We start from the raw sequence: 18,307 nt of genomic DNA on the forward strand, positions 1-18,307 counted from the left end.
CTCCGTGGAAGAGATTAACATTGGTACAATTTTATCAATAGGTTTTGCCATTGCCGTTATCATTACCATCGTAAAAACGGCACGCATCGTCCCGCAACGATCAAATTTTGTCATCGAACGCTTAGGTAAATACTCCCGCACTCTCGATTCAGGATTTCACATTCTGATCCCTTTTATCGATAAAGTGTCCTACGTTCACACCTTAAAAGAAGAAGTAATTGACGTTGAGCGCCAAGCCTGTGTTACGAAAGATAACATCCAAGTAGGTATCAATGGCGTGCTTTATATTCAGGTAATCGACGCCTATAAAGCCTCTTATGGCATTAACGATTACCGTTATGCTGCGTCGCAACTAGCGCAAACCACGATGCGTTCAGTTATTGGACAAACCGACCTCGATAAAACTTTTGAGGAACGTGCTGCCATTAATGAAGAAGTAGTCCGCGCGCTCGATGAGGCTGCATCGCCTTGGGGTATCAAGGTTCTGCGTTATGAAATTTCTGATATTGAATTACCCGCATCGATTAAAGATGCGCTCGAGCAGCAAATGCGTGCTGAGCGGGAGCGTCGCGCAGCGATTGCTAAATCAGAAGGTGAGCGTCAGGCGCTGATCAACGTATCTGAAGGTAACCGTCAGGAAGTGATTAACCTTTCAGAAGCAGAGAAACAGAAGCAAATTAACGAAGCGGAAGGTCGCGCTCAGGAAATCGAGCTAATTGCCTCGGCTACAGCGGAAGGCTTGCGTAAAATTGCCATGGCCATTAATGAACCAGGTGGGAAAGAAGCCGTGAATTTGCGGGTTGCTGAACAGTATGTGAAAGAGTTTGGTAACTTAGCAAAAGAAACCAACACCTTAATTCTACCCGCAGAGCTGAGCAATATCGGTGGTGCTGTTGCTGGTTTAACGGAAGTATTGAAACACTCAAAATAGTGGTTTCTCTGGAAGGGTTGCACCCGTCGAAAAAGCATACCGAATAGGTGCGCACCTTAAAAAGCAGCGGTTATTACCGCTGCTTTTTTTGTTGAAATTATGTGATAAATAGGTATCTTAGGCTTACTTTTTTGTCATCTTTATCGACAATGAAAACTCTTGGCCTTGTTTTGGACAAATGAAAAGAATAGGGGGATAGGATGAACCTACCATTAAAATTCGTAGCTCTTTTTTGCCTTTTTTGCCTTTTTGGCCTTGGTTTAACCATCACTGCGCAAGCACAGCCAATGAGTAAAGGGCTGCAAGCATACGAGCAGGAAGACTTCCGAACAGCCTACGAAATATTTCAATATCGCTTTCGCACCAGAAGTAAGCATGCCGCCTACATGCTCGCGAATATGTATATACGCGGGGAAGGGGTGTCTGCTAACCCAACTGAGGGTTATGCCTATTTACAGGTCGCTAGTGATCATTCTGAGCATCGCGCGACGGAAATGCTAGAGCTCTGGTTGAATGAAACGGACGATCAAACGATAGAGCAAGTTCGCCGCCGCGCAGATGAACTCAAGCGACTGATTGAGATTTCACCGAACAAAGCGTTGGATGAGCTCGACTGGCGCTATAATGTTGAGCGCAATCCTGATGATCGAACGCGTATTTCAAGGCCATCTGTTTCGTATCCGGTTTTTAGATCTGGCGCGCTCACCTCGTTTCTGACCAGTTTTTTAATTTCACCAGAGGGCTCAACTTCAGCCATTCGTCATATCGGGTGGTCTATTCGCGACTTTCGTTCAGCTGTTGAGCGTGATATCACAAATTGGAAATACGAACAGGAGGCCTTGCCAAGCCCCGCACGCGTTTCTTTTTCCTTTATCTCAGGCTTAAGCAAAGACGGAGTTAGGGAATTTAATCGCCGCTTAACTGATCGCTTTCCACGTGCCCTCATGGGGGATGAAGAGGCGCAATATAGTATGGCAATCTTTATGCAAAACGCGAGACGGACAAATGCCTGGGAAATGGTGTACGTTTCCGACCTTAATATCGAAGACCCTAAACCTTATTTCATCCATAATGATGCTTTTGACGAGAAAAGGGATCTCAGCGCGCGCCGCATTCAAGGCGAGATTCCCGACGATTTGCCGAAGTTTGTTGTGCGCCGCGAAAATAGAGACTCTGTATTTGACCGTTGGCTCGACGCGTCGAAACACGATGAAGATGCCAGCTACCAAACAACGGTAGAACAAATCATGCCACGGATATACCGGCATTTGCGCAGTCGTCGCTTCGACGATGGTGAATACATAGTGACCTATAACGCGACAGGTAATGTTTTTGAGTTTCGTAAGCCTCAGTACCAGCCTGCGACATCAACCCATGGCTATTGGGACTGGCAAGCTGCGACCAATGGCTCCTACTTTCATCAGCTGCGTTACGCACTGAGGAATCCAGCATCGTCTTCTTGGGCTCATTATTTGGTCGAAAAAGGGGATACATTAATGATGTCCCATCGCGGACTCTTCTTAATGCGCTACGGTCAAGATGACGACACCATTGCGCAAGGGTTGGACTATTTGCAGCGAGCAGCCGAGGCGGGCGAGCCCATGGCCATCGAAGCATTAACGATGATGAATGTGAATTAATTAACATATTTATAAGTGTTGGCCTATGCGTCATGGAGGATGGAATGAAGAAAGCCTTTATTTGTTTATCAATAGTGAGTGGTCTTACTTTCTTTGGCTCAGCAAGTGCTAAAGAACACCTGATGAGCCAAGGACTACAAGCTTATGCAAACGAAGATTATGAGCGCGCATACACCATTTTTGATTACCGTTTTAAAACCTCAAGTAAACATGCCGCATTAATGCTCGGTGTTATGTACATCAATGGCGACGGCGTTGGTGTAGATATTGAAAGAGGGTACGCTTATTTACTCATTGCCGACGAGTGGGGCGATCATAGAGCAAAACAATATCTTGATGCTTGGCGGGAGTCCGTGAATGACGACGTCGTCGCCCAAACCCATCAACGTGCGGAGGGCTTAAAACAAGAAGTTCGTGTTGTGCTTTATGGCGAAACAAACACTCTTGAACTGCCATATAACATTGATACGGATTGGCCAATCAGAGCGAGGGTCAAGGAACCCTCCATCCGCTTTCCGCCTAGTGAATTCGGTAAAATCACTACCTTTATAATGAGTTATCTCATTCATCCTGACGGCACAACCTCGGCACACGATTATGAAGGGTTTTACAGCAGAGCTTTCGTATCCGCAGTGGAACGAGGAACGCGCGGTTGGCGCTTCGAGGAGAGCGATGGGCCTGATGCGAGAACGATTTCTTTCGAATTTACAACGGGTATGAGTGAGATAGGCACTGAGCGCTTTAATCAATTAGTCGACGATTATTTTTCACCAGCCATATTGGGTAACGAAATCGCGCAAACGAGCTTAACGATTATGAAGAGAACTGTTCGTACTCACCAAATGGCTTATGAGTTTATTTTGGATCCGAAATTAAACGAGCAACCCCCTGAGCCTTATTACATGGACCATAACGCTCAAAGAGAATACCCGACGTTAAATAGATCACGCTTGAGTTACGATGTTCCAGACGCATTCCCTCGTTTTATCGTTACACGAGTGAACCGCGACACCACATTTAGCCACTGGTTAGATGAAACGGATAATCTCGATGAAGGACAACAAGCCATGATCGAGACACTACCGGAGCTTATGAGTGATATTCAGAGACGAATGCGGAGCAGACGGTTTAGTGATGGTGATTACGTGGTTTCGTTGGATGTTAAGGAAGGAAAGATACGGTTCAAAGAACCCTTGTATCATTCAAAGTGGGTAAGCCAAAATTATTGGCGTGTTCAGGCGGCAGCAAATGGTGATCCTTTCCAACAACTCACGTTTGCACTGAGCCGTCCGCTAACATCGCCTTGGGCGCAATATTATATTGATCGTGGCGATGGGCGTGTAATGGCCCATAGAGGAATTCTCCTTGTCCGTCATGGCACTGATGAGACAACCAAAGCCCAAGGTATGGACTATCTGCGCCGGGCCGCGGAGCTCGGAGATGAGATGGCCATTCAAGCACTCACGGCGTTGTCGAACCCATGAAGAGATGAGGCATTGCTGTAATAGAGGAATGCCTTTACTTCTATTTCGCTTACTGGCTTTAGCGTTAACCTTTGTTTAGCGTCGCAGGGAAGAGGTCTGATGTAAGCTCAATATTGGCAGCGCACTATTGGCATCACACTTAATTTAACATAATATACATTATGCGAATTAAAGTGCTTATTCGGGACATATAGGCTAGACTTGCTGGTACTCTCTTATGCTATGCGAGTCTTTGTCGTCTAAGGGCCATGTGGCCTTTACCTATAACGTAAGCCAAAAACGTTAACCATGTGCATAGCAAATTTCGTACGCGCTTGATCGTCCTAACGGATGCGCTCGTATACCATGAGTCACACCTTTAATGTTTTAACGCTGCTTCAGGAGCACGACCACGATGAACAATTTAATACCACGGATAGAAGTTATGTTACGGCTCACGGCAGCAGTTTGTTTGTACGCTATTGTTGTTACATTTCCGATGACAGCGACAGCATTAGATGAAACAAACAAGATTGCCCAGCCACTCACTGTCTCCGACAATGGCTGTTTGAGCATTTTCGATACTGAAATGCGCGCCTTGCACTCCAGCGATTATCATAACTTATGCGAGCTTACTCGTGACCGTGTGGTTCTCGTTGTGAATACGGCAAGTCAATGTGGTTTTACTGGGCAATTTGCAGACTTAGAATCTTTGTATCAAGAATATAAAGATTCGCCCTTCGTCATTCTCGGTTTTCCTTCGGACAGTTTTCGCCAAGAACATCAAGACGAAGCTGATACCGCCGAGGTCTGTTTTCGTAACTTTGGCGTGAACTTCCCAATGATGTCGACAACTCATGTGCGTGGCGACACCGCAAATTCGATTCATCAGGCATTAACTGATGTTACCGGCGAAGCACCACGCTGGAACTTCCATAAATACCTTATTAACGCAGACGGCACGCGGGTTGAGGGATTTCGTAGTTCAGTATCGCCTCAAGATGATGAATTCAAATCAAAAATTAAAGAAATGATCGGCCAGGATTCCAAAAGCTAGGCCAATATTGGCCAAAAATCAGTGTGTTATTACAGCAAGCCTGACTGCTTTACACTGTTTTTACTGGACGTCCCTTTGTAAAGGTAAGTCATTTTACCTATATTTCAGGACGTAGTTATCAGCAAAAAGGAACCTAACCTATGAAATTGAAGTCAGTTAAATCGGTACTTATGTGTGCAGCAGCTGCCGGCGCCCTCTCCTTTGGCGCAGTTGCTCCTGCTTCCGCATCACCGTGGAATTACGTGGGTGGTGGTTATTACGATTTCGGCGATAATGGATTTTATCTTGAAGGTTCAACCCATGTTGCAGATCGTTTCGTGCTCAATGCAGAAATTGGCGATACCTTCGATACTATTTTCCGTGTTGGCGGTGTGTACTTAACAGAAGCCGCGCTCGGGGATGCTCCCTTGTTTGTATCAGGTGGTTACTCTGATTACTCTGTAGATGATGGTGTCTACTTTGGTGCGGGTATCACTTACGCGTTTGATCCGCGTTTTGATGGTAAATTTGAGCTAGTACATGATACGGCGCTTGATGGTTTTTTCCGCTTTCGCAGTGGTCTAGCTTACAAGTTAGATAATAATTTGGCGGTAACGGGAAGCTACAGCTTAAATAACCGTAGCGTCAGTAATGAATTTCGCGTCGGTGTCCAATACCGATTCTAAGCTTATCACAGACATCAAAGCCCGCCTTGTGCGGGCTTTTTTGTCATTCTTGTTTACCAGCGATACAAAATCGTTGCAAATATAGTGCGATAACTGCGTTGAGTTGCCATGGGACTGTCGGCAATGCCACTTGCAGTGCGAGCATATTGATAACCCGCGGCAAAACTGAGATGCTCGGTAAAATACTGATACCCGCTGATACCAATAAATGGATTCACACTATGCTTGCCGGTATACGCAGGCAAACCTGAGCGCCCTGCTTCTGTTTCGCTGATCCCAAAGTAGTAATCGACATAATCCTTACTCATATAATTAACGCCAATTTGCGGTGAGATCTGCCAAGCCTGCATGGGACGGTTTAGCGGCAAACTGTATTGCAGTTGCGCTCTTTGGCCATTGTGACGCCCGGTAATATCCGTATTTGCATTAGCGCTCACCATGACCCAACGATTCGGCGAATAGCGATAACCAATGCCAATATTTGCGCTGCGATCGCGGGCATCAAGCTGCGCCATAGCCGCGTCGCTACTTTCCGAGGGTTTAAATCGTGAAAGATCCAAATTGATCATCGCCCATACCTGATGCGTTCTGTCACGATAAAGGTGGCGCCCTGCGGTAAGACCACGAATAAAGTAGTCTTCGCCCTCGTATCCGACAGCGGGAACGACAATCACGTCGGAGTCGACTCCCCGGTAGCTCAAGTCATTGCTAATCACTGCCGCACCAAAGCTCCAGCCAAGGGGCGGCCCGCTAGGCTCCACTTCATCGGCATACACGTTTACGCTAACCAGTGCACTCAGACAAGCAGCCGACAGGACCTTGGCACGAGACAACGTAAACGTTAAGGGTTGTAATGTATTGACCATCCTTATCTCCTAGTTCGCTTCACCGCGTAACGGCAATCACGTATGATGTATATATTCTCAGTTAATTGAATTTAGATCACCCCATGAATGATAAATCGATGGCGCGACACCAAGCCGCTCACCTTTTGCTGGCTCCCAAGCAGTTAAAATCTGATGCTGAGCCTTGGTTACAGAGTATGGATGCAAGTCATGAGCCGAACGCCCTTGTCGGCCAAGAACGTGCTGTTTCCGCAATTGCACGGGCACAGCAGCAGCGTTCCCCCTACTCTCACGTATACATGTCGCTACCAGCCGGCGTTATCCCGTACGATGTCATTCAGCAACTTAGTGTTGAGCAGCAATGGTCGAGCCAGGGAATGCAAGACTGGGTGTATCTGGCCAATCCTGAAGATGAGCGTGCACCGCTGTGTGTTAATTTACCGGCAGGCACGGCAGAGCAAGCGCTTTTGGATTTGTGGGAGTTTCTCAACACGGAGATCAGCAAGCGGGAAGGAATGACCGACTCCCTTGCCGACAAATACAACTCTGCCGGCTATCGACATTATCTACAGCGCATAGCAGATAAAGCCTTTGAAGATATCCCTGGCAACGCCCTGTCCAACATTATTGTGAGCCACAGCGAGCCGCAGCCTTGGGTGTTTTGTGAGCACGTCACCGCGGCCACGCTGTTTGGAGATATTCGTGTTCAAAATATTGAAGGCCAGTTAAACACCGAACTCCATTTGATACGCTCGGGTGCGTTGCTAGAAGCGAATGGTGGGACCTTGCTGATACAAGCCAATGAGCTATTAACGCAACCAGAATTATGGCGGCAACTGAAACATGTTATCCGCTCCGGCCGGTATCAGTGGCGGCAAGCGCCAACATCGTCTTATGGCACCCTGCACTATGAACCTGAGCCTATTCCCATCGATATAAAGTTAATTTTGGTCGGATCCCGAGACTTGTTCTCGCAATTGCGTGATATTGACGCTGAATTTTCCAACTTTTTCCCCTATTTTGCTGAGTTTCGCAGCTTCTACCCAGTGCATCAATTTGGTGCCGCGCCTTACGGTGCGTTTCTTAGCTATCTCGAGAACACCGCACGTTGCGTCCCTCTAGCAGCGTGTGCCCGCTTATCACTGTTAAACTTTAGCGCGGAGATGGCAGAGCATCAAAATGAGTTGAGTTTAGACGCCGTCGCCTTAGTACAGGTCCTGGAAGAGGCTGACGCCATTGCCCAAGAAGCGGGCGAGCAACGCATTACCGGGCCTATGATTGAAAAAGCCATCAACGATGCCGAGCAACGAGAGCGTCTCCTTGCCGAGTTAAATTGGCAATCGATTCTTGAGCGGCAGATCATTATTGATACGGAAGGTGAAGCAATCGGCCAGATTAACGGGCTTACCGTTGTTTCTATGGCTGGAATTGAATTTGGTGAACCATCGCGAATTACCGCAACCGTGCATTATGGTGAAGGCGACATTATAGATATCGAACGCAAAGCGGAGCTATCTGGGTCTATCCATACCAAAGGCATCATGATTTTAACGGCCTATCTTGCCAATTTGTTTGCCCGACAAGAGCCGATGCCCTTGTCCGCCACCTTGGTATTTGAGCAATCTTACCATGAGGTAGACGGTGACTCAGCTTCCTTGGCTGAACTATGTTGCCTCATGTCAGCGTTAAGCGAAACCCCGATCGATCAAAGCATTGCGGTAACCGGCGCCATTGATCAGTTTGGAAATGTGCAAGCGATTGGCGGTATTAATGAGAAAATTCATGGTTATTTTGAGATTTGTAAGTTACGCGGGTTAAGCAGGCATCATGGTGTCATTGTACCTAAGTCAAATATGATTAATTTACATTTACGCCAAGACGTCGTCGACGCCGTGGCTGCTGGGCAATTTGCTATTTACGCGGTGAATCATGCCACTGAAGCATTTGAGCTCTTAATGGGCACCGCCTGTGGTGAACCACTCAGTGACGACAATGAAACGCTCTTTGGCCGTGTGCATCACCGCCTTCAAGATGCGCTTGCACAACAGCACCCTGCTCGTCCTTCGTTTTGGAAGCGCTGGTTCGGCCGATCCGCTTAGCTGAGAGCGCGAAAGATAACTGTTCGGACTTGTCTAGCGTACACCTGTTCGCTAAGCTAGCGGCAATTTTAAAAATTGGCCCATATCGACGAGGTCCAACAACAAGGTGTTAAACATGCAATCTAGTTATACTCGGGAAGAATTATTGGCGTGCAGCCGTGGCGAAATGTTTGGTCCTGGAAATAGCCAGTTACCTGCACCAAATATGCTTATGATGGATCGAATTACCATCATGAACGATGATGGCGGCGACTTCGGTTTGGGCTACATTGAAGCCGAGCTCGATATTCATCCAGATTTATGGTTTTTTGCCTGTCATTTTCCTGGTGACCCTGTCATGCCTGGTTGCCTTGGTCTTGATGCCTTGTGGCAAACCCTAGGTTTCTTCCTCGCCTGCTCTGGCGGTCCGGGACGCGGTCGCGCCCTAGGCGTGGGCGAAGTGAAATTTACCGGACAAGTATTACCTACCGCCAAGAAGGTTACCTATAAAATTCACATGAAGCGTGTTGTAAAGCGTCGTCTGTTCATGGGCATCGGTGATGGCTATGTGGAAGTGGATGGTCGCTTAATCTACGAAGCGAAAGATTTGAAAGTAGGATTATTTACCGACACGTCGGGCTTCTAAAGACCAGAAGCCCAGAACCACAAAGCCCCCATCTCAGGGGGCTTTTTTATAGTGACCGTTATCTATTACAGTCGATATAAACCATCGGTTCGGGCTTCTATGGCATCTCGCCATCCGCCGAGCCATTGTGAGCGTATTTCGTTGCTTTGGTAGGGACAGGTTTCTTTAGAACGTCCAGAAACCCCTGCTTTGAAACCTTGAGAATGTGCACGCTCTAAACGGTCACGTTTTTGTCTTCTCATCTTCACTTTCCTCTTTGTCGCTTTTAGCCAGTTGAAATAGTGCCACAACAAGCTGTGCTGCCGTGCCTTACTAAATCAACGCGATCTATGGTTCAAAAACAGGTAAGTGTATTTTGCTACATTTTTTTACGCTGTTTCTGAAGAGCATTTCAGATGCGACGAGCTTTTTTCTGTGCTCGTATACTATGGATAGTGACAAATGCATTAAAGTTCAATTAAAAATCCCGACTACCAGCACCTAAAAGAGTTAAGGCGCTGAGAGTCGGGATGTTTTTAATTTAGATGAAAATCGAATGTTAAGAAGTCTTTCTGCGGCGTAGAGTAATAAGCGCTAAAAGACTCAACATACCCACCAAAATTGGGTGCATGAATGCGCCCTGACGTGTATTTGGATCCTCGCTGCTGCCCGGTGGCGTGCACGGCGTAGGCTCTTGGTCAGTCGGGCTCATTACCACAGCGCGAAGTGCATTGTAGTTACGCGTTTCACCGTCTTCTTCAAAGGTGCTGGTAACCATGGCGATAGCCAGTATCTCACCAGAATTATTGATATCCACCGCTTCGACAATGCGCAGCCCTGAATCACAAGGCAAGTAATCGTCTAAATTCATCACGACGCCGGAGTTAATGTCGAAGGCGAAGCCTGAAAAGCGACGGTTACTCCTAGCATTGATCTCAACTTCCGCACGGCCTACAACAACGTTATGGTTGTTTATTGCGCGTGGTTGCCAAATACCCACAGTAGAGAAGCCCACGGGATACACGGCATTGAGCTCAGGATCGTCTAAGTCGATGTAAAACAGACGTGAGCGTTGTTCTTGCTCGATAAATCGCTGGCTAAAACCAACGGCAATGCGTTGATCATTCACTGCTACCAGTTCACTGATGTTACCGTCACCAGATCCGGCGCGAACGTCTTTAGGGCCTTCTGGGCTATTGAACCAGGTGGCCTTGCGAAGATGCGCTCCTTGAATAGCACGGCGTGACACACCAACGATATCACCCTGATTGTTAACATCTCTGGCAATAGAAGTGTAACGAATGGTGGAGAATCCGTCTTCGGCGTCCGCTTCTTTATCAAACGGAATACCTAAAGCCCCCTTCTCAACAACGTTACCTTGAGCATCAAACTGCCAATAGAAGGCTTCTTCATCGGTAAATGGCGTGCGGGCGCCTTCGCGAATACCGCTATTGGCAAACCAGAACCGCCACAAACACACGGATACGGGTTCTAAATGAATCGGTTCACCCTCTTCATCTTCTGCTGTTGTGCAGCGCTCGTAGATTTCCTCTAAGCGCCAACCATCAGCAACACTGGCATAGCCAACAGCAAGGTTTGCATCGTTAATGGCATAAAGACTTGCGGTTCCGCCTTGAATGAGGTCATCAGCGCCACCGACCGTGCGATAATTCACACCGTCAGTCCATGCGCCAATCGGAAAGGTTTCGCGGGTAAAGAAAGTGGCGTCTTCGCCCTGACTGTCCTGCCCGTCAATGCGATGGTAAGGTAAGCCCGCTTGGCCCACCACAATACCGTGATTGTTCATGCCAATCGCGCGAAAATCAGCGCTATCTGTGCGCTCGCCGGTCTCATCATCAAGCGTATCGTAACCGTCCAGCTCTTGCATTTCGCCATCAAACAGAAACGCAAGTTCAGTGGCCAGCTTCTGATTTCTCGGGCTGGTCGAAACAGCTTCGCCGGCAATCAAACGATCACGAATGCGCCGAAGCTCAGCGTCCGTCGGATTCATAATATCATCAACATCCGGGAAGTCTTCTGGATCGAGCAAATCTAGACGGATATTCTGGCCAACCAAGTCGCTAAGGACACCTACTGCATGACCTTGCTCATTTATGGCGCGCGGCACAACATTGCGCGCTTGCGGCAATGAACCGATCTCAGTCACTGTATAACCTTGCGGAAGAGCGTCTGCACCCGCAGTTCCAATTCCCCAAACCAGTGCTGTTGAGATAGCGATAGCTAATTTGTTATTGCGCATTCAATTACCTTGTAAGTTTTCTAAATAATCCCAGCGTTCCAAAGCATGCATTAACGCCTCTTCTAGCTCACTTAACCGATCCATAACAGGTTGGGTTTCGGTGATCGGTTTTCGAAAAAACTCAGGATTATTTATATGTTGTTGTAAATCGTTTAATTCTGTTTCGAGCGATTCTATTTGTCCGGGAAGCGACTCGAGCTCTCGTTTTAATTTGTATGATAACTTGTTCGTCTTCTGAGCTAAAGCGGACTCGCTCTCTGAGTGCTGTTTTCCCTCAGAAGTTCCCGACAGCTCACTATTTTCGCGAATTTTATTTGTGGTTGGTTCAGGCGCATTGGCTTGTTTCGCTTGATAATGCCGCACCTCGTCGAAACCACCGACGATTTCCGTCACCTTGCCCTCACCTTCAAACAACAAGACCGACGTCGCTGCATGATCGATAAACTCCCGATCATGGCTCACCATAAGCACGGTACCTGGGTAGTCCACCACCACTTGCTCCAATAACTCTAGGGTATCAATATCTAGGTCGTTGGTTGGTTCATCGAGAATTAATAGGTTGCTGTCTCGCAATAAAATCTTGGCCAGCATCACGCGGTTTTTCTCTCCACCGGACAACGCACTGACCGGTGTCCGCGCTTGCTGGGGCGAGAACAAAAAGTCTTGTAAATAGCTGTATATATGACGCGTTCGGCCACGGTGAGTAACATCGACCTTTCCTTCACCAACGTTGTCGGCCACCGTTGCATCAAGATCAAGCAACTGACGATGTTGATCAAAGTACGCAATACTTAGGTTCGTGCCTAGCTTACACAAGCCGCTCGTGGCTTGAATTTCACCAGTGATGAGACGGATAAGCGAGCTTTTACCGCACCCATTGGGGCCAACAAAGGCGAGTTTATCACCCCGTTGTATCACCAAATTCAAGTGGGCAATCAACCGCTTATCACCGAGTGTCAGCCCTAAATCCTGTGCTTCAAACACGATTTTGCCCGAGCGCTCTCCGGCGCCTAGATCAATATTCACTTGTCCTTGACGGGAGCGTCTTTGCGCGCGCTCTTTCCGCAACTCCTGCAGCGCGCGAACGCGCCCTTCATTCCGGGTGCGGCGGGCTTTAACGCCTTGTCGAATCCAGGCTTCTTCTTGTGCTAACTTTTTATCAAATTCAGCTGCCTGCATTTGCTCTACTTCGAGCAATCGTTGTTTTTCTTCTAGATAAGCGTCGTAGTTGCCCGGAAATGATGTCAACACGCCCCGATCGAGATCGACAATACGGGTTGCCAATGCACGTATAAACGCGCGATCGTGACTGATAAAAACGATTGAACCACGGAAATCTAGCAACATTTGTTCGAGCCACATCACCGTATCAACATCCAGATGGTTGGTAGGCTCGTCGAGGAGCAGTACATCCGGTTGAATGACCAACGCCCGAGCTAAGGCCACTCTGCGTAGCCAGCCCCCAGACAAGTGCGTCATTTGTTGATCACCGTCTAGATGCAACCGACTTAAAATTTGTTCAATCTGGTTTTGCACCTGCCAGCCATCGTTGGCATCTAATAGCTGTTGCGCGCGCATGAGACGAGCAAGCAAGGCTTCGTTTTCCGGATCTGTCGCTAATTGTTGTGATAATTCGTGATAGGTCGCAATATGACGTCCAGTTTCGGCAAATGCAGCCGCCACGTAGTCGTAAACACAGCCTTCCATGTGGCGTGGCGGGTCTTGCGGCAGCATCGCTACCTTGGCTTCACCGACGCGCTGGAGGTTACCCTCATCAAGGGTAATACTGCCATCAAGAACCTTGAGCAAACTTGATTTACCGGCGCCATTACGCCCTGTAATACATACCCGTTCCTGTGTTCCCACGGTAAATTCCGCACTATTTAAAATAGGCGCTGAACCGAACGCTAAACGGGCATTGGTGAGTCTTAAAACAACACTCATTGTGATAGAAATTCCTGCAATTGTTCTGCTTCAAAGGGCCATTTTAATTCTGCGTCATCGGCATCGCGCACGAGCACAGGAACTAATAGACCGTACTCTGCGAGTAACGCTGCATCATGGCTTATATCCACCATATGCAGTTGAATAGGCTCGGGTAACTGTTGTTGGTAAATTAATTCCACGGCATGCACACACAACGCGCAATTATCTTTCGTTAACAGATAAAACTCAGGCATGACGCAAATACCAACATACGTGAACAGCCCGTTGCTTCTCAAAATCCGGTGGTATCGATTCCCGAGTTTTGTCTTCGGCAACAAAACCAAGCTCTGCTACCGCCGTTTGGTCGAGCTTAAACCCGCGTTTATTATTGGTGAAAATAATGAGCCCACCCGGGGCTAAAAGCCGCTTCGCTTGGGCCAAGAGTGCCCCATGATCTCGCTGCACATCAAACACTGTATCCATGCGCTTTGAATTCGAGAAGGTAGGCGGATCAATGAAAATCACATCCCATTGCTCAGGAACCGCTTTTGCTGCTTCAGTAGCCAACCATTGCATGCAATCTGTTTGAATAAATGGGTGCCGAGAAATCGTTAAATGGTTAAGGCGGAAATTGTCCTTGGCCCAGTTTAAATAAGTTTTCGACATATCCACGGTGGTCACTTCAGACGCACCACCTAAGCCAGCGTGCACCGACGCGGTGCCTGTATAAGCAAATAAATTTAGTACTCGCTTATCCCGCGATCGTGCTTGAATGTCTTTTCGCACCCAGCGGTGATCAAGGAAAATCCCTGTGTCCAGATAATCCGTGAGGTTGACGAAAAATTTCGCGTTATACTCTTGAACCTCAATGACAACACTCTCATCTGACACACGGTTGTATTGCTGCTCTCCCTTTTGCCGCTTCCGTTGCCGCGTATATACTTGAGCCGGGTCGATTGGAAGGCCATCTAAAGCGGCTTCAATCACCTGCCACCAGCGTTTCTCTGCAACGGCCTCAGGAATTGTACTTGGCGCTGCATATTCTTGAATAACTAATGCGCCATCATAAAAATCGATTGCGGCATTAAACTCTGGAATATCTGCGTCATACACGCGAAAGCAATTCACGCCTTCATTACGTGCCCATTTTTCTCGCTGTTTCCAATTCTTCTGTAATCGATTAGAAAGAGATTCGAGTTCAGGTCGGGCAAACTGTGTTTGCGGTTCGTGCAAATTAATCATGGCTAAAAGCACCGGAATGCCGCCATTATTGAGCTTGTACTTCTTATCCGTACGTAACCGCATGGCACGAATCATGGTCTCATCTGGCGTGAGAATCGCCGCTCGCCAATTGGGAATGCCCGGTTGCAGCCAGGCACCGAGCTTACGATAAAACTGCCACGCCGCAAACGGACTACCTAAGCGCTCACCATAGGGTGGATTACTTACGATCAAACCAGACGCACTCGCTCGATAACGTTTCATGAGCCAAGGGGAGTTAAAGTCCCCTTCTTCAATCTTAATGAGATCCGTAAGTCCGAGTCCGGCAACGTTTTGCTGAGCTGCCGCAACGACTTCTGGGTCTACATCAACCCCATGAAACTGAGTATTACAAGCTGTCCGCCCTTTATCAAAGCGGGTTTCGGCTTCTTCCTTAAGACGATTCCAAATCTCAGCACGATGTGCCCGCCAGGCGCTAAAACCCCAGCGCGTTCGCCCTAACCCTGGCGCACGATCTGTGGCCATCAATGCTGCTTCTATCAATAGAGTGCCCGAGCCACAGGTAGGATCAGCAATGACTGCTGGCCAATTGTCGCTGTCAACAACACTTCCGTTTAAGCCCGCGCGCATAATCATAGCTGCCGCTAACGTTTCTCGTATCGGCGCAGCACCCTTCGCTTGTCGATAGCCGCGTTCATGTAAACCTGCCCCTGCCAAATCCAAATAAAGAGTTACTTCGCCTTTGTTCAGATACCCTTGAATTTGAATATCTGCTTGTTTGGCATCGACGGTAGGACGTTTATCACCGGTACGCCGAAATGCATCGACGATTCCGTCTTTCACGACTTGTGCCGAAAATTGGGTGTTTCTTAGTGTTTGGCTCGTGCCGTTGAAACGCACGGAAAAGGTATTACGCTCATTAAAAACATCGTGCCAAGGGTAATCGCTAGAGAGTTTTTCCAAGCCAAAACGGTCGTGTACTTCTGCAGTTATTAATTTTAATAGAACGCGGCTACCCAAACGAGACCATAAGCATAAGCGGTAGCCCAGTTCGATATCACCGCTGCAGGTAACGCCGGAATTAGTCGGCTTAACATCGCCGGCCCCTAAAGACGATAGCTCTTGGGCAAGGAGTTCTTCTAAGCCGAGGGCGCATGGAACAAAAAATTGATATGACTGCATGAATATAACTATTCCAGAGATTTTCGTGTGTGAAGCATAGAATTCCGTAATTTCCCCTAGTATATCTTATGCAGCGGGCCCCTGTCTTACTTCCTTTCTTTAATCTATAGGCCACAAAACCAACGAATTGTATCATTTTTAAGCGGTTGACATGATTCTGGCCATAAAACATCGAAAAGTAGATGTTTAGCCTTGCAAAAAGGATGGGTGCTGTTATGATACGCCCCACATCGGACGCGGGGTGGAGCAGTCTGGTAGCTCGTCGGGCTCATAACCCGAAGGTCGTAGGTTCAAATCCTGCCCCCGCAACCAATTTCCGATGCTATTCTGGGTGTCCTACCCCATTTATTGAAAAAAATCCCACTTGTTTCTATAGTTAGGCTATCACAATCACAATAACGAGTGTGTTTCGTGCAGTTTACCGATCTCCTTGTCTTACTTTACTGGCTTCTGATTGCTTCGGTATTTATTCGAATTATCTTTAAACGGCGTCCTGTGAGCGCGTCGCTCGCGTGGGTTTTGATCATCATTATCATTCCCTTTATCGGCGCTCTGATTTATCTCTTTTTTGGAGAGGTTCAATTAGGAAAACGCAGAGTTCGGCGAGCAGAGGCCATGCACAAGCCGTTTACCGATAATTTCCTCTCCCATTTACATGATCATAAACCCAAAGTCCCAGAAAACGTCGCTGCGGGCGCCATCTATAATTTGATGAAACGCCGTGATGGCATTGGCGCCTTTGGCTATGACAACCTAAATGTTCTCAGTGATCCCGACAAAATTTTTGATGCCTGGATTGAGGATATCAATCGTGCGCAGAAAAATATTCGCATGGAATTTTACATCTGGCACCCTTATGGACGTGTGTCTGAAGTGACGCAAGCCCTCATCAAAGCAGCAGAACGCGGTGTGATTGTCGAAGTGCTTATTGACCATGCTGGTAGCTGGCGCTTCTTTCTCTGGAATAAAGATCTTAAGTTAATGCGCAATGCAGGTATTCGCTTCCTATCAGCACTACCGGTAAACCTATTTCGTAACTTATTTCGGCGCGCCGATTTACGCTTGCATCGGAAGATGCTGCTCATAGACCATTCCATCTGTTACAGCGGTTCTATGAATATGGCAGACCCCCGTTACTTTAACCAAGGTCGGCGCTTTGGCCCGTGGATCGATATGGTCATTCGTTTCGATGGAGCTGCGGCTTTTGGTGTTTCTAAGGTATTTTCATGGGATTGGGAATTAGAAACCGGCGAACGCAATTTCCCGGAACTCGATAATCCGCTTCCCCATAGTAAGCAGTGGCTTTCTATTATTCCATCGGGTCCAGGGATTCACGTTGATGTGGTGCATCAGCTGATGCTGTCGTTAATCCACCGGGCAGATGAAAGCCTCATTATTGCCACACCCTACTTTGTGCCGAGCGAAGCCATCTATGAAGCCTTAGTACACGCAGGTAAACGCGGCGTTTCCGTTTGCCTGCTGTTACCTGCGGTTAGTGATTCGCGCATCGCTGCGTTTGCAAGCCGTTCCTATTATGAAAATCTCCTAGCCGCTGGTGTCGAAATCCGACTATTCGAGAAGGGATTACTCCATAGCAAAGCCATGGTAGTTGACGGTGAGTTAGCAATCGTCGGAAGTATGAATTTAGATATGCGTAGCCTGCAACTCAATTTTGAGCTGAGTTTTGCGCTGTATAACGAGGATAGTTGTAAGCAAGTGTGCGAATTATTGCACAGCTATAGAAATCAAAGTAAGGCCATCGAATATAAAGACTGGAAGGCGCGCTCTCGATTACATCGCGTCGCAGAACGCTTTATGTATTTCTTAAGCCCACTGCTTTGAGTGGCCACCCATACGTGGCATGGGATGACGCAACGATTCTTGCAGTCGGTCATTCAGCACCCGGGTTACTTCAAAGCGTCGCATGGTTTTAAACCCACCTAACTCAAATGTCTCATCGACCAGCATACATAATGAGCAGCGTTCGTCTTGTTCAACCACAAGAAAGTCAGCCTGGGACGGGCCTGAAATTAATGAACAAAACAAATGGGTTTGTGGCCACGGCTTCTCCTCAGAGAAAGGACCAAATTGGAAATACCAACTCTGTGGCAACATGATTTTGCCAAATCGAACCAAGGCGGTCGCGTGCAAGGCAATATCAAACTGCTCCGTAGCAGATAGCGCACTATGTTCGTCAAGGTAATCGGCAAAGCGTTGAAAGGCACCGGCATCGTCCATCGAAAAAGAGACCGAATCTGGCAGACGATCACGTAAAAAGCTCCGCTTAAACTCGAGCGGACGCGTGAGCTTCTTATCTAATTCTATAACAAGCGTTTGTGAATCCTGCAAACGCCATTGCCAATGTTGCATCGAAATTTTCCCTATATACTCGATCGAGGCCACGATACGCTTTT

Annotated in this window: 15 protein-coding genes and 1 tRNA gene; 9 read left to right on the top strand and 7 right to left on the bottom strand. The window is 47.7% G+C overall.

Annotated features, from left to right (window positions below):
* Window positions 1-4: 4 nt before the first annotated feature.
* The 5 genes from HXZ99_RS12345 (at window position 5) to HXZ99_RS02315 (ending at window position 5,756) form a co-directional block, all read left to right on the top strand.
* Window positions 5-931, top strand: a complete 927-nt coding sequence (locus tag HXZ99_RS12345) for an SPFH domain-containing protein (protein ID WP_194755647.1) — start codon at window positions 5-7, stop codon at window positions 929-931.
* Between the two features lie 287 nt (window positions 932-1,218).
* Window positions 1,219-2,571 (top strand): SEL1-like repeat protein, encoded by a 1,353-nt coding sequence (locus HXZ99_RS02300; protein WP_194755648.1) that lies wholly within the window; start codon window positions 1,219-1,221, stop codon window positions 2,569-2,571.
* Window positions 2,572-2,615: 44 nt separating this feature from the next.
* Window positions 2,616-4,055, top strand: coding sequence for an SEL1-like repeat protein (locus HXZ99_RS02305; RefSeq protein WP_194755649.1), 1,440 nt, complete (start codon window positions 2,616-2,618; stop codon window positions 4,053-4,055).
* Between the two features lie 394 nt (window positions 4,056-4,449).
* Entirely contained in the window at window positions 4,450-5,091 is a 642-nt protein-coding gene (locus HXZ99_RS02310; protein ID WP_194755650.1) for a glutathione peroxidase, read from the top strand.
* A 140-nt stretch (window positions 5,092-5,231) separates the two neighbouring features.
* The gene (locus tag HXZ99_RS02315; RefSeq protein WP_194755651.1) at window positions 5,232-5,756 is read left to right on the top strand and encodes a hypothetical protein; all 525 of its coding nucleotides are present in this window, start codon (window positions 5,232-5,234) and stop codon (window positions 5,754-5,756) included.
* Window positions 5,757-5,809: 53 nt separating this feature from the next.
* Here the strand turns inward: HXZ99_RS02315 and HXZ99_RS02320 are convergent, their stop codons facing one another.
* Window positions 5,810-6,622 carry a MipA/OmpV family protein gene (locus tag HXZ99_RS02320; protein ID WP_194755652.1) on the bottom strand — a complete coding sequence of 271 codons (813 nt, stop codon included), beginning with the start codon at window positions 6,620-6,622 and terminating at the stop codon, window positions 5,810-5,812.
* 98 nt (window positions 6,623-6,720) lie between these two features.
* On the opposite strand from HXZ99_RS02320, the gene HXZ99_RS02325 reads away from it, so the two are divergent.
* Window positions 6,721-8,700: a Lon protease family protein gene (locus tag HXZ99_RS02325; RefSeq protein ID WP_194755653.1), complete on the top strand. Its 1,980-nt coding sequence runs from the start codon at window positions 6,721-6,723 to the stop codon at window positions 8,698-8,700.
* Between the two features lie 115 nt (window positions 8,701-8,815).
* The gene (fabA, locus tag HXZ99_RS02330) at window positions 8,816-9,325 is read left to right on the top strand and encodes a 3-hydroxyacyl-[acyl-carrier-protein] dehydratase FabA (protein WP_185960668.1); all 510 of its coding nucleotides are present in this window, start codon (window positions 8,816-8,818) and stop codon (window positions 9,323-9,325) included.
* 65 nt (window positions 9,326-9,390) lie between these two features.
* Here fabA and rmf read toward each other — a convergent pair whose 3' ends face one another.
* The 5 genes from rmf to rlmKL form a co-directional block, all read right to left on the bottom strand.
* Entirely contained in the window at window positions 9,391-9,567 is a 177-nt protein-coding gene (gene rmf, locus HXZ99_RS02335) for a ribosome modulation factor (protein ID WP_194755654.1), read from the bottom strand.
* A 296-nt stretch (window positions 9,568-9,863) separates the two neighbouring features.
* Window positions 9,864-11,564, bottom strand: coding sequence for a DUF3466 family protein (locus tag HXZ99_RS02340; RefSeq protein WP_194755655.1), 1,701 nt, complete (start codon window positions 11,562-11,564; stop codon window positions 9,864-9,866).
* Entirely contained in the window at window positions 11,565-13,508 is a 1,944-nt protein-coding gene (gene uup, locus HXZ99_RS02345; protein ID WP_194755656.1) for an ATP-binding cassette ATPase Uup, read from the bottom strand.
* On the bottom strand, window positions 13,505-13,744 hold the full coding sequence (locus tag HXZ99_RS02350) for a glutaredoxin family protein (protein WP_194755657.1): 240 nt from the start codon (window positions 13,742-13,744) through the stop codon (window positions 13,505-13,507). Before HXZ99_RS02350 ends, uup begins: the two co-directional genes overlap by 4 nt.
* On the bottom strand, window positions 13,737-15,893 hold the full coding sequence (gene rlmKL / locus HXZ99_RS02355) for a bifunctional 23S rRNA (guanine(2069)-N(7))-methyltransferase RlmK/23S rRNA (guanine(2445)-N(2))-methyltransferase RlmL (protein ID WP_194755658.1): 2,157 nt from the start codon (window positions 15,891-15,893) through the stop codon (window positions 13,737-13,739). The genes HXZ99_RS02350 and rlmKL overlap by 8 nt, the downstream gene beginning before the upstream one ends.
* A gap of 235 nt (window positions 15,894-16,128) precedes the next feature.
* On the opposite strand from rlmKL, the gene HXZ99_RS02360 reads away from it, so the two are divergent.
* Window positions 16,129-16,205, top strand: a tRNA-Met gene (locus tag HXZ99_RS02360).
* Between the two features lie 99 nt (window positions 16,206-16,304).
* The gene (gene cls, locus HXZ99_RS02365) at window positions 16,305-17,735 is read left to right on the top strand and encodes a cardiolipin synthase (protein WP_194755659.1); all 1,431 of its coding nucleotides are present in this window, start codon (window positions 16,305-16,307) and stop codon (window positions 17,733-17,735) included.
* On the opposite strand, the gene HXZ99_RS02370 is transcribed toward cls, so the two are convergent.
* The gene (locus HXZ99_RS02370; protein WP_194755660.1) at window positions 17,718-18,263 is read right to left on the bottom strand and encodes a cell division protein ZapC domain-containing protein; all 546 of its coding nucleotides are present in this window, start codon (window positions 18,261-18,263) and stop codon (window positions 17,718-17,720) included. The genes cls and HXZ99_RS02370 overlap by 18 nt on opposite strands.
* Window positions 18,264-18,307: the final 44 nt, after the last annotated feature.

The sequence above is a fragment of the Aliidiomarina indica genome (assembly GCF_015354615.1).
Lineage (GTDB): Bacteria > Pseudomonadota > Gammaproteobacteria > Enterobacterales > Alteromonadaceae > Aliidiomarina > Aliidiomarina indica.

Bases quoted from the DNA above. Each gene is read 5' to 3' on its own strand.
- HXZ99_RS02300 (WP_194755648.1), top strand. From the start codon at position 1,219: ATGAGTAAAGGGCTGCAAGCATACGAGCAGGAAGACTTCCGAACAGCC.
- HXZ99_RS02305 (WP_194755649.1), top strand. From the start codon at position 2,616: ATGAAGAAAGCCTTTATTTGTTTATCAATAGTGAGTGGTCTTACTTTC.
- HXZ99_RS02310 (WP_194755650.1), top strand. From the start codon at position 4,450: ATGAACAATTTAATACCACGGATAGAAGTTATGTTACGGCTCACGGCA.
- HXZ99_RS02315 (WP_194755651.1), top strand. From the start codon at position 5,232: ATGAAATTGAAGTCAGTTAAATCGGTACTTATGTGTGCAGCAGCTGCC.
- HXZ99_RS02320 (WP_194755652.1), bottom strand. From the start codon at position 6,622: ATGGTCAATACATTACAACCCTTAACGTTTACGTTGTCTCGTGCCAAG.
- HXZ99_RS02325 (WP_194755653.1), top strand. From the start codon at position 6,721: ATGGCGCGACACCAAGCCGCTCACCTTTTGCTGGCTCCCAAGCAGTTA.
- fabA (WP_185960668.1), top strand. From the start codon at position 8,816: ATGCAATCTAGTTATACTCGGGAAGAATTATTGGCGTGCAGCCGTGGC.
- rmf (WP_194755654.1), bottom strand. From the start codon at position 9,567: ATGAGAAGACAAAAACGTGACCGTTTAGAGCGTGCACATTCTCAAGGT.
- HXZ99_RS02340 (WP_194755655.1), bottom strand. From the start codon at position 11,564: ATGCGCAATAACAAATTAGCTATCGCTATCTCAACAGCACTGGTTTGG.
- uup (WP_194755656.1), bottom strand. From the start codon at position 13,508: ATGAGTGTTGTTTTAAGACTCACCAATGCCCGTTTAGCGTTCGGTTCA.
- HXZ99_RS02350 (WP_194755657.1), bottom strand. From the start codon at position 13,744: ATGCCTGAGTTTTATCTGTTAACGAAAGATAATTGCGCGTTGTGTGTG.
- rlmKL (WP_194755658.1), bottom strand. From the start codon at position 15,893: ATGCAGTCATATCAATTTTTTGTTCCATGCGCCCTCGGCTTAGAAGAA.
- HXZ99_RS02370 (WP_194755660.1), bottom strand. From the start codon at position 18,263: ATGCAACATTGGCAATGGCGTTTGCAGGATTCACAAACGCTTGTTATA.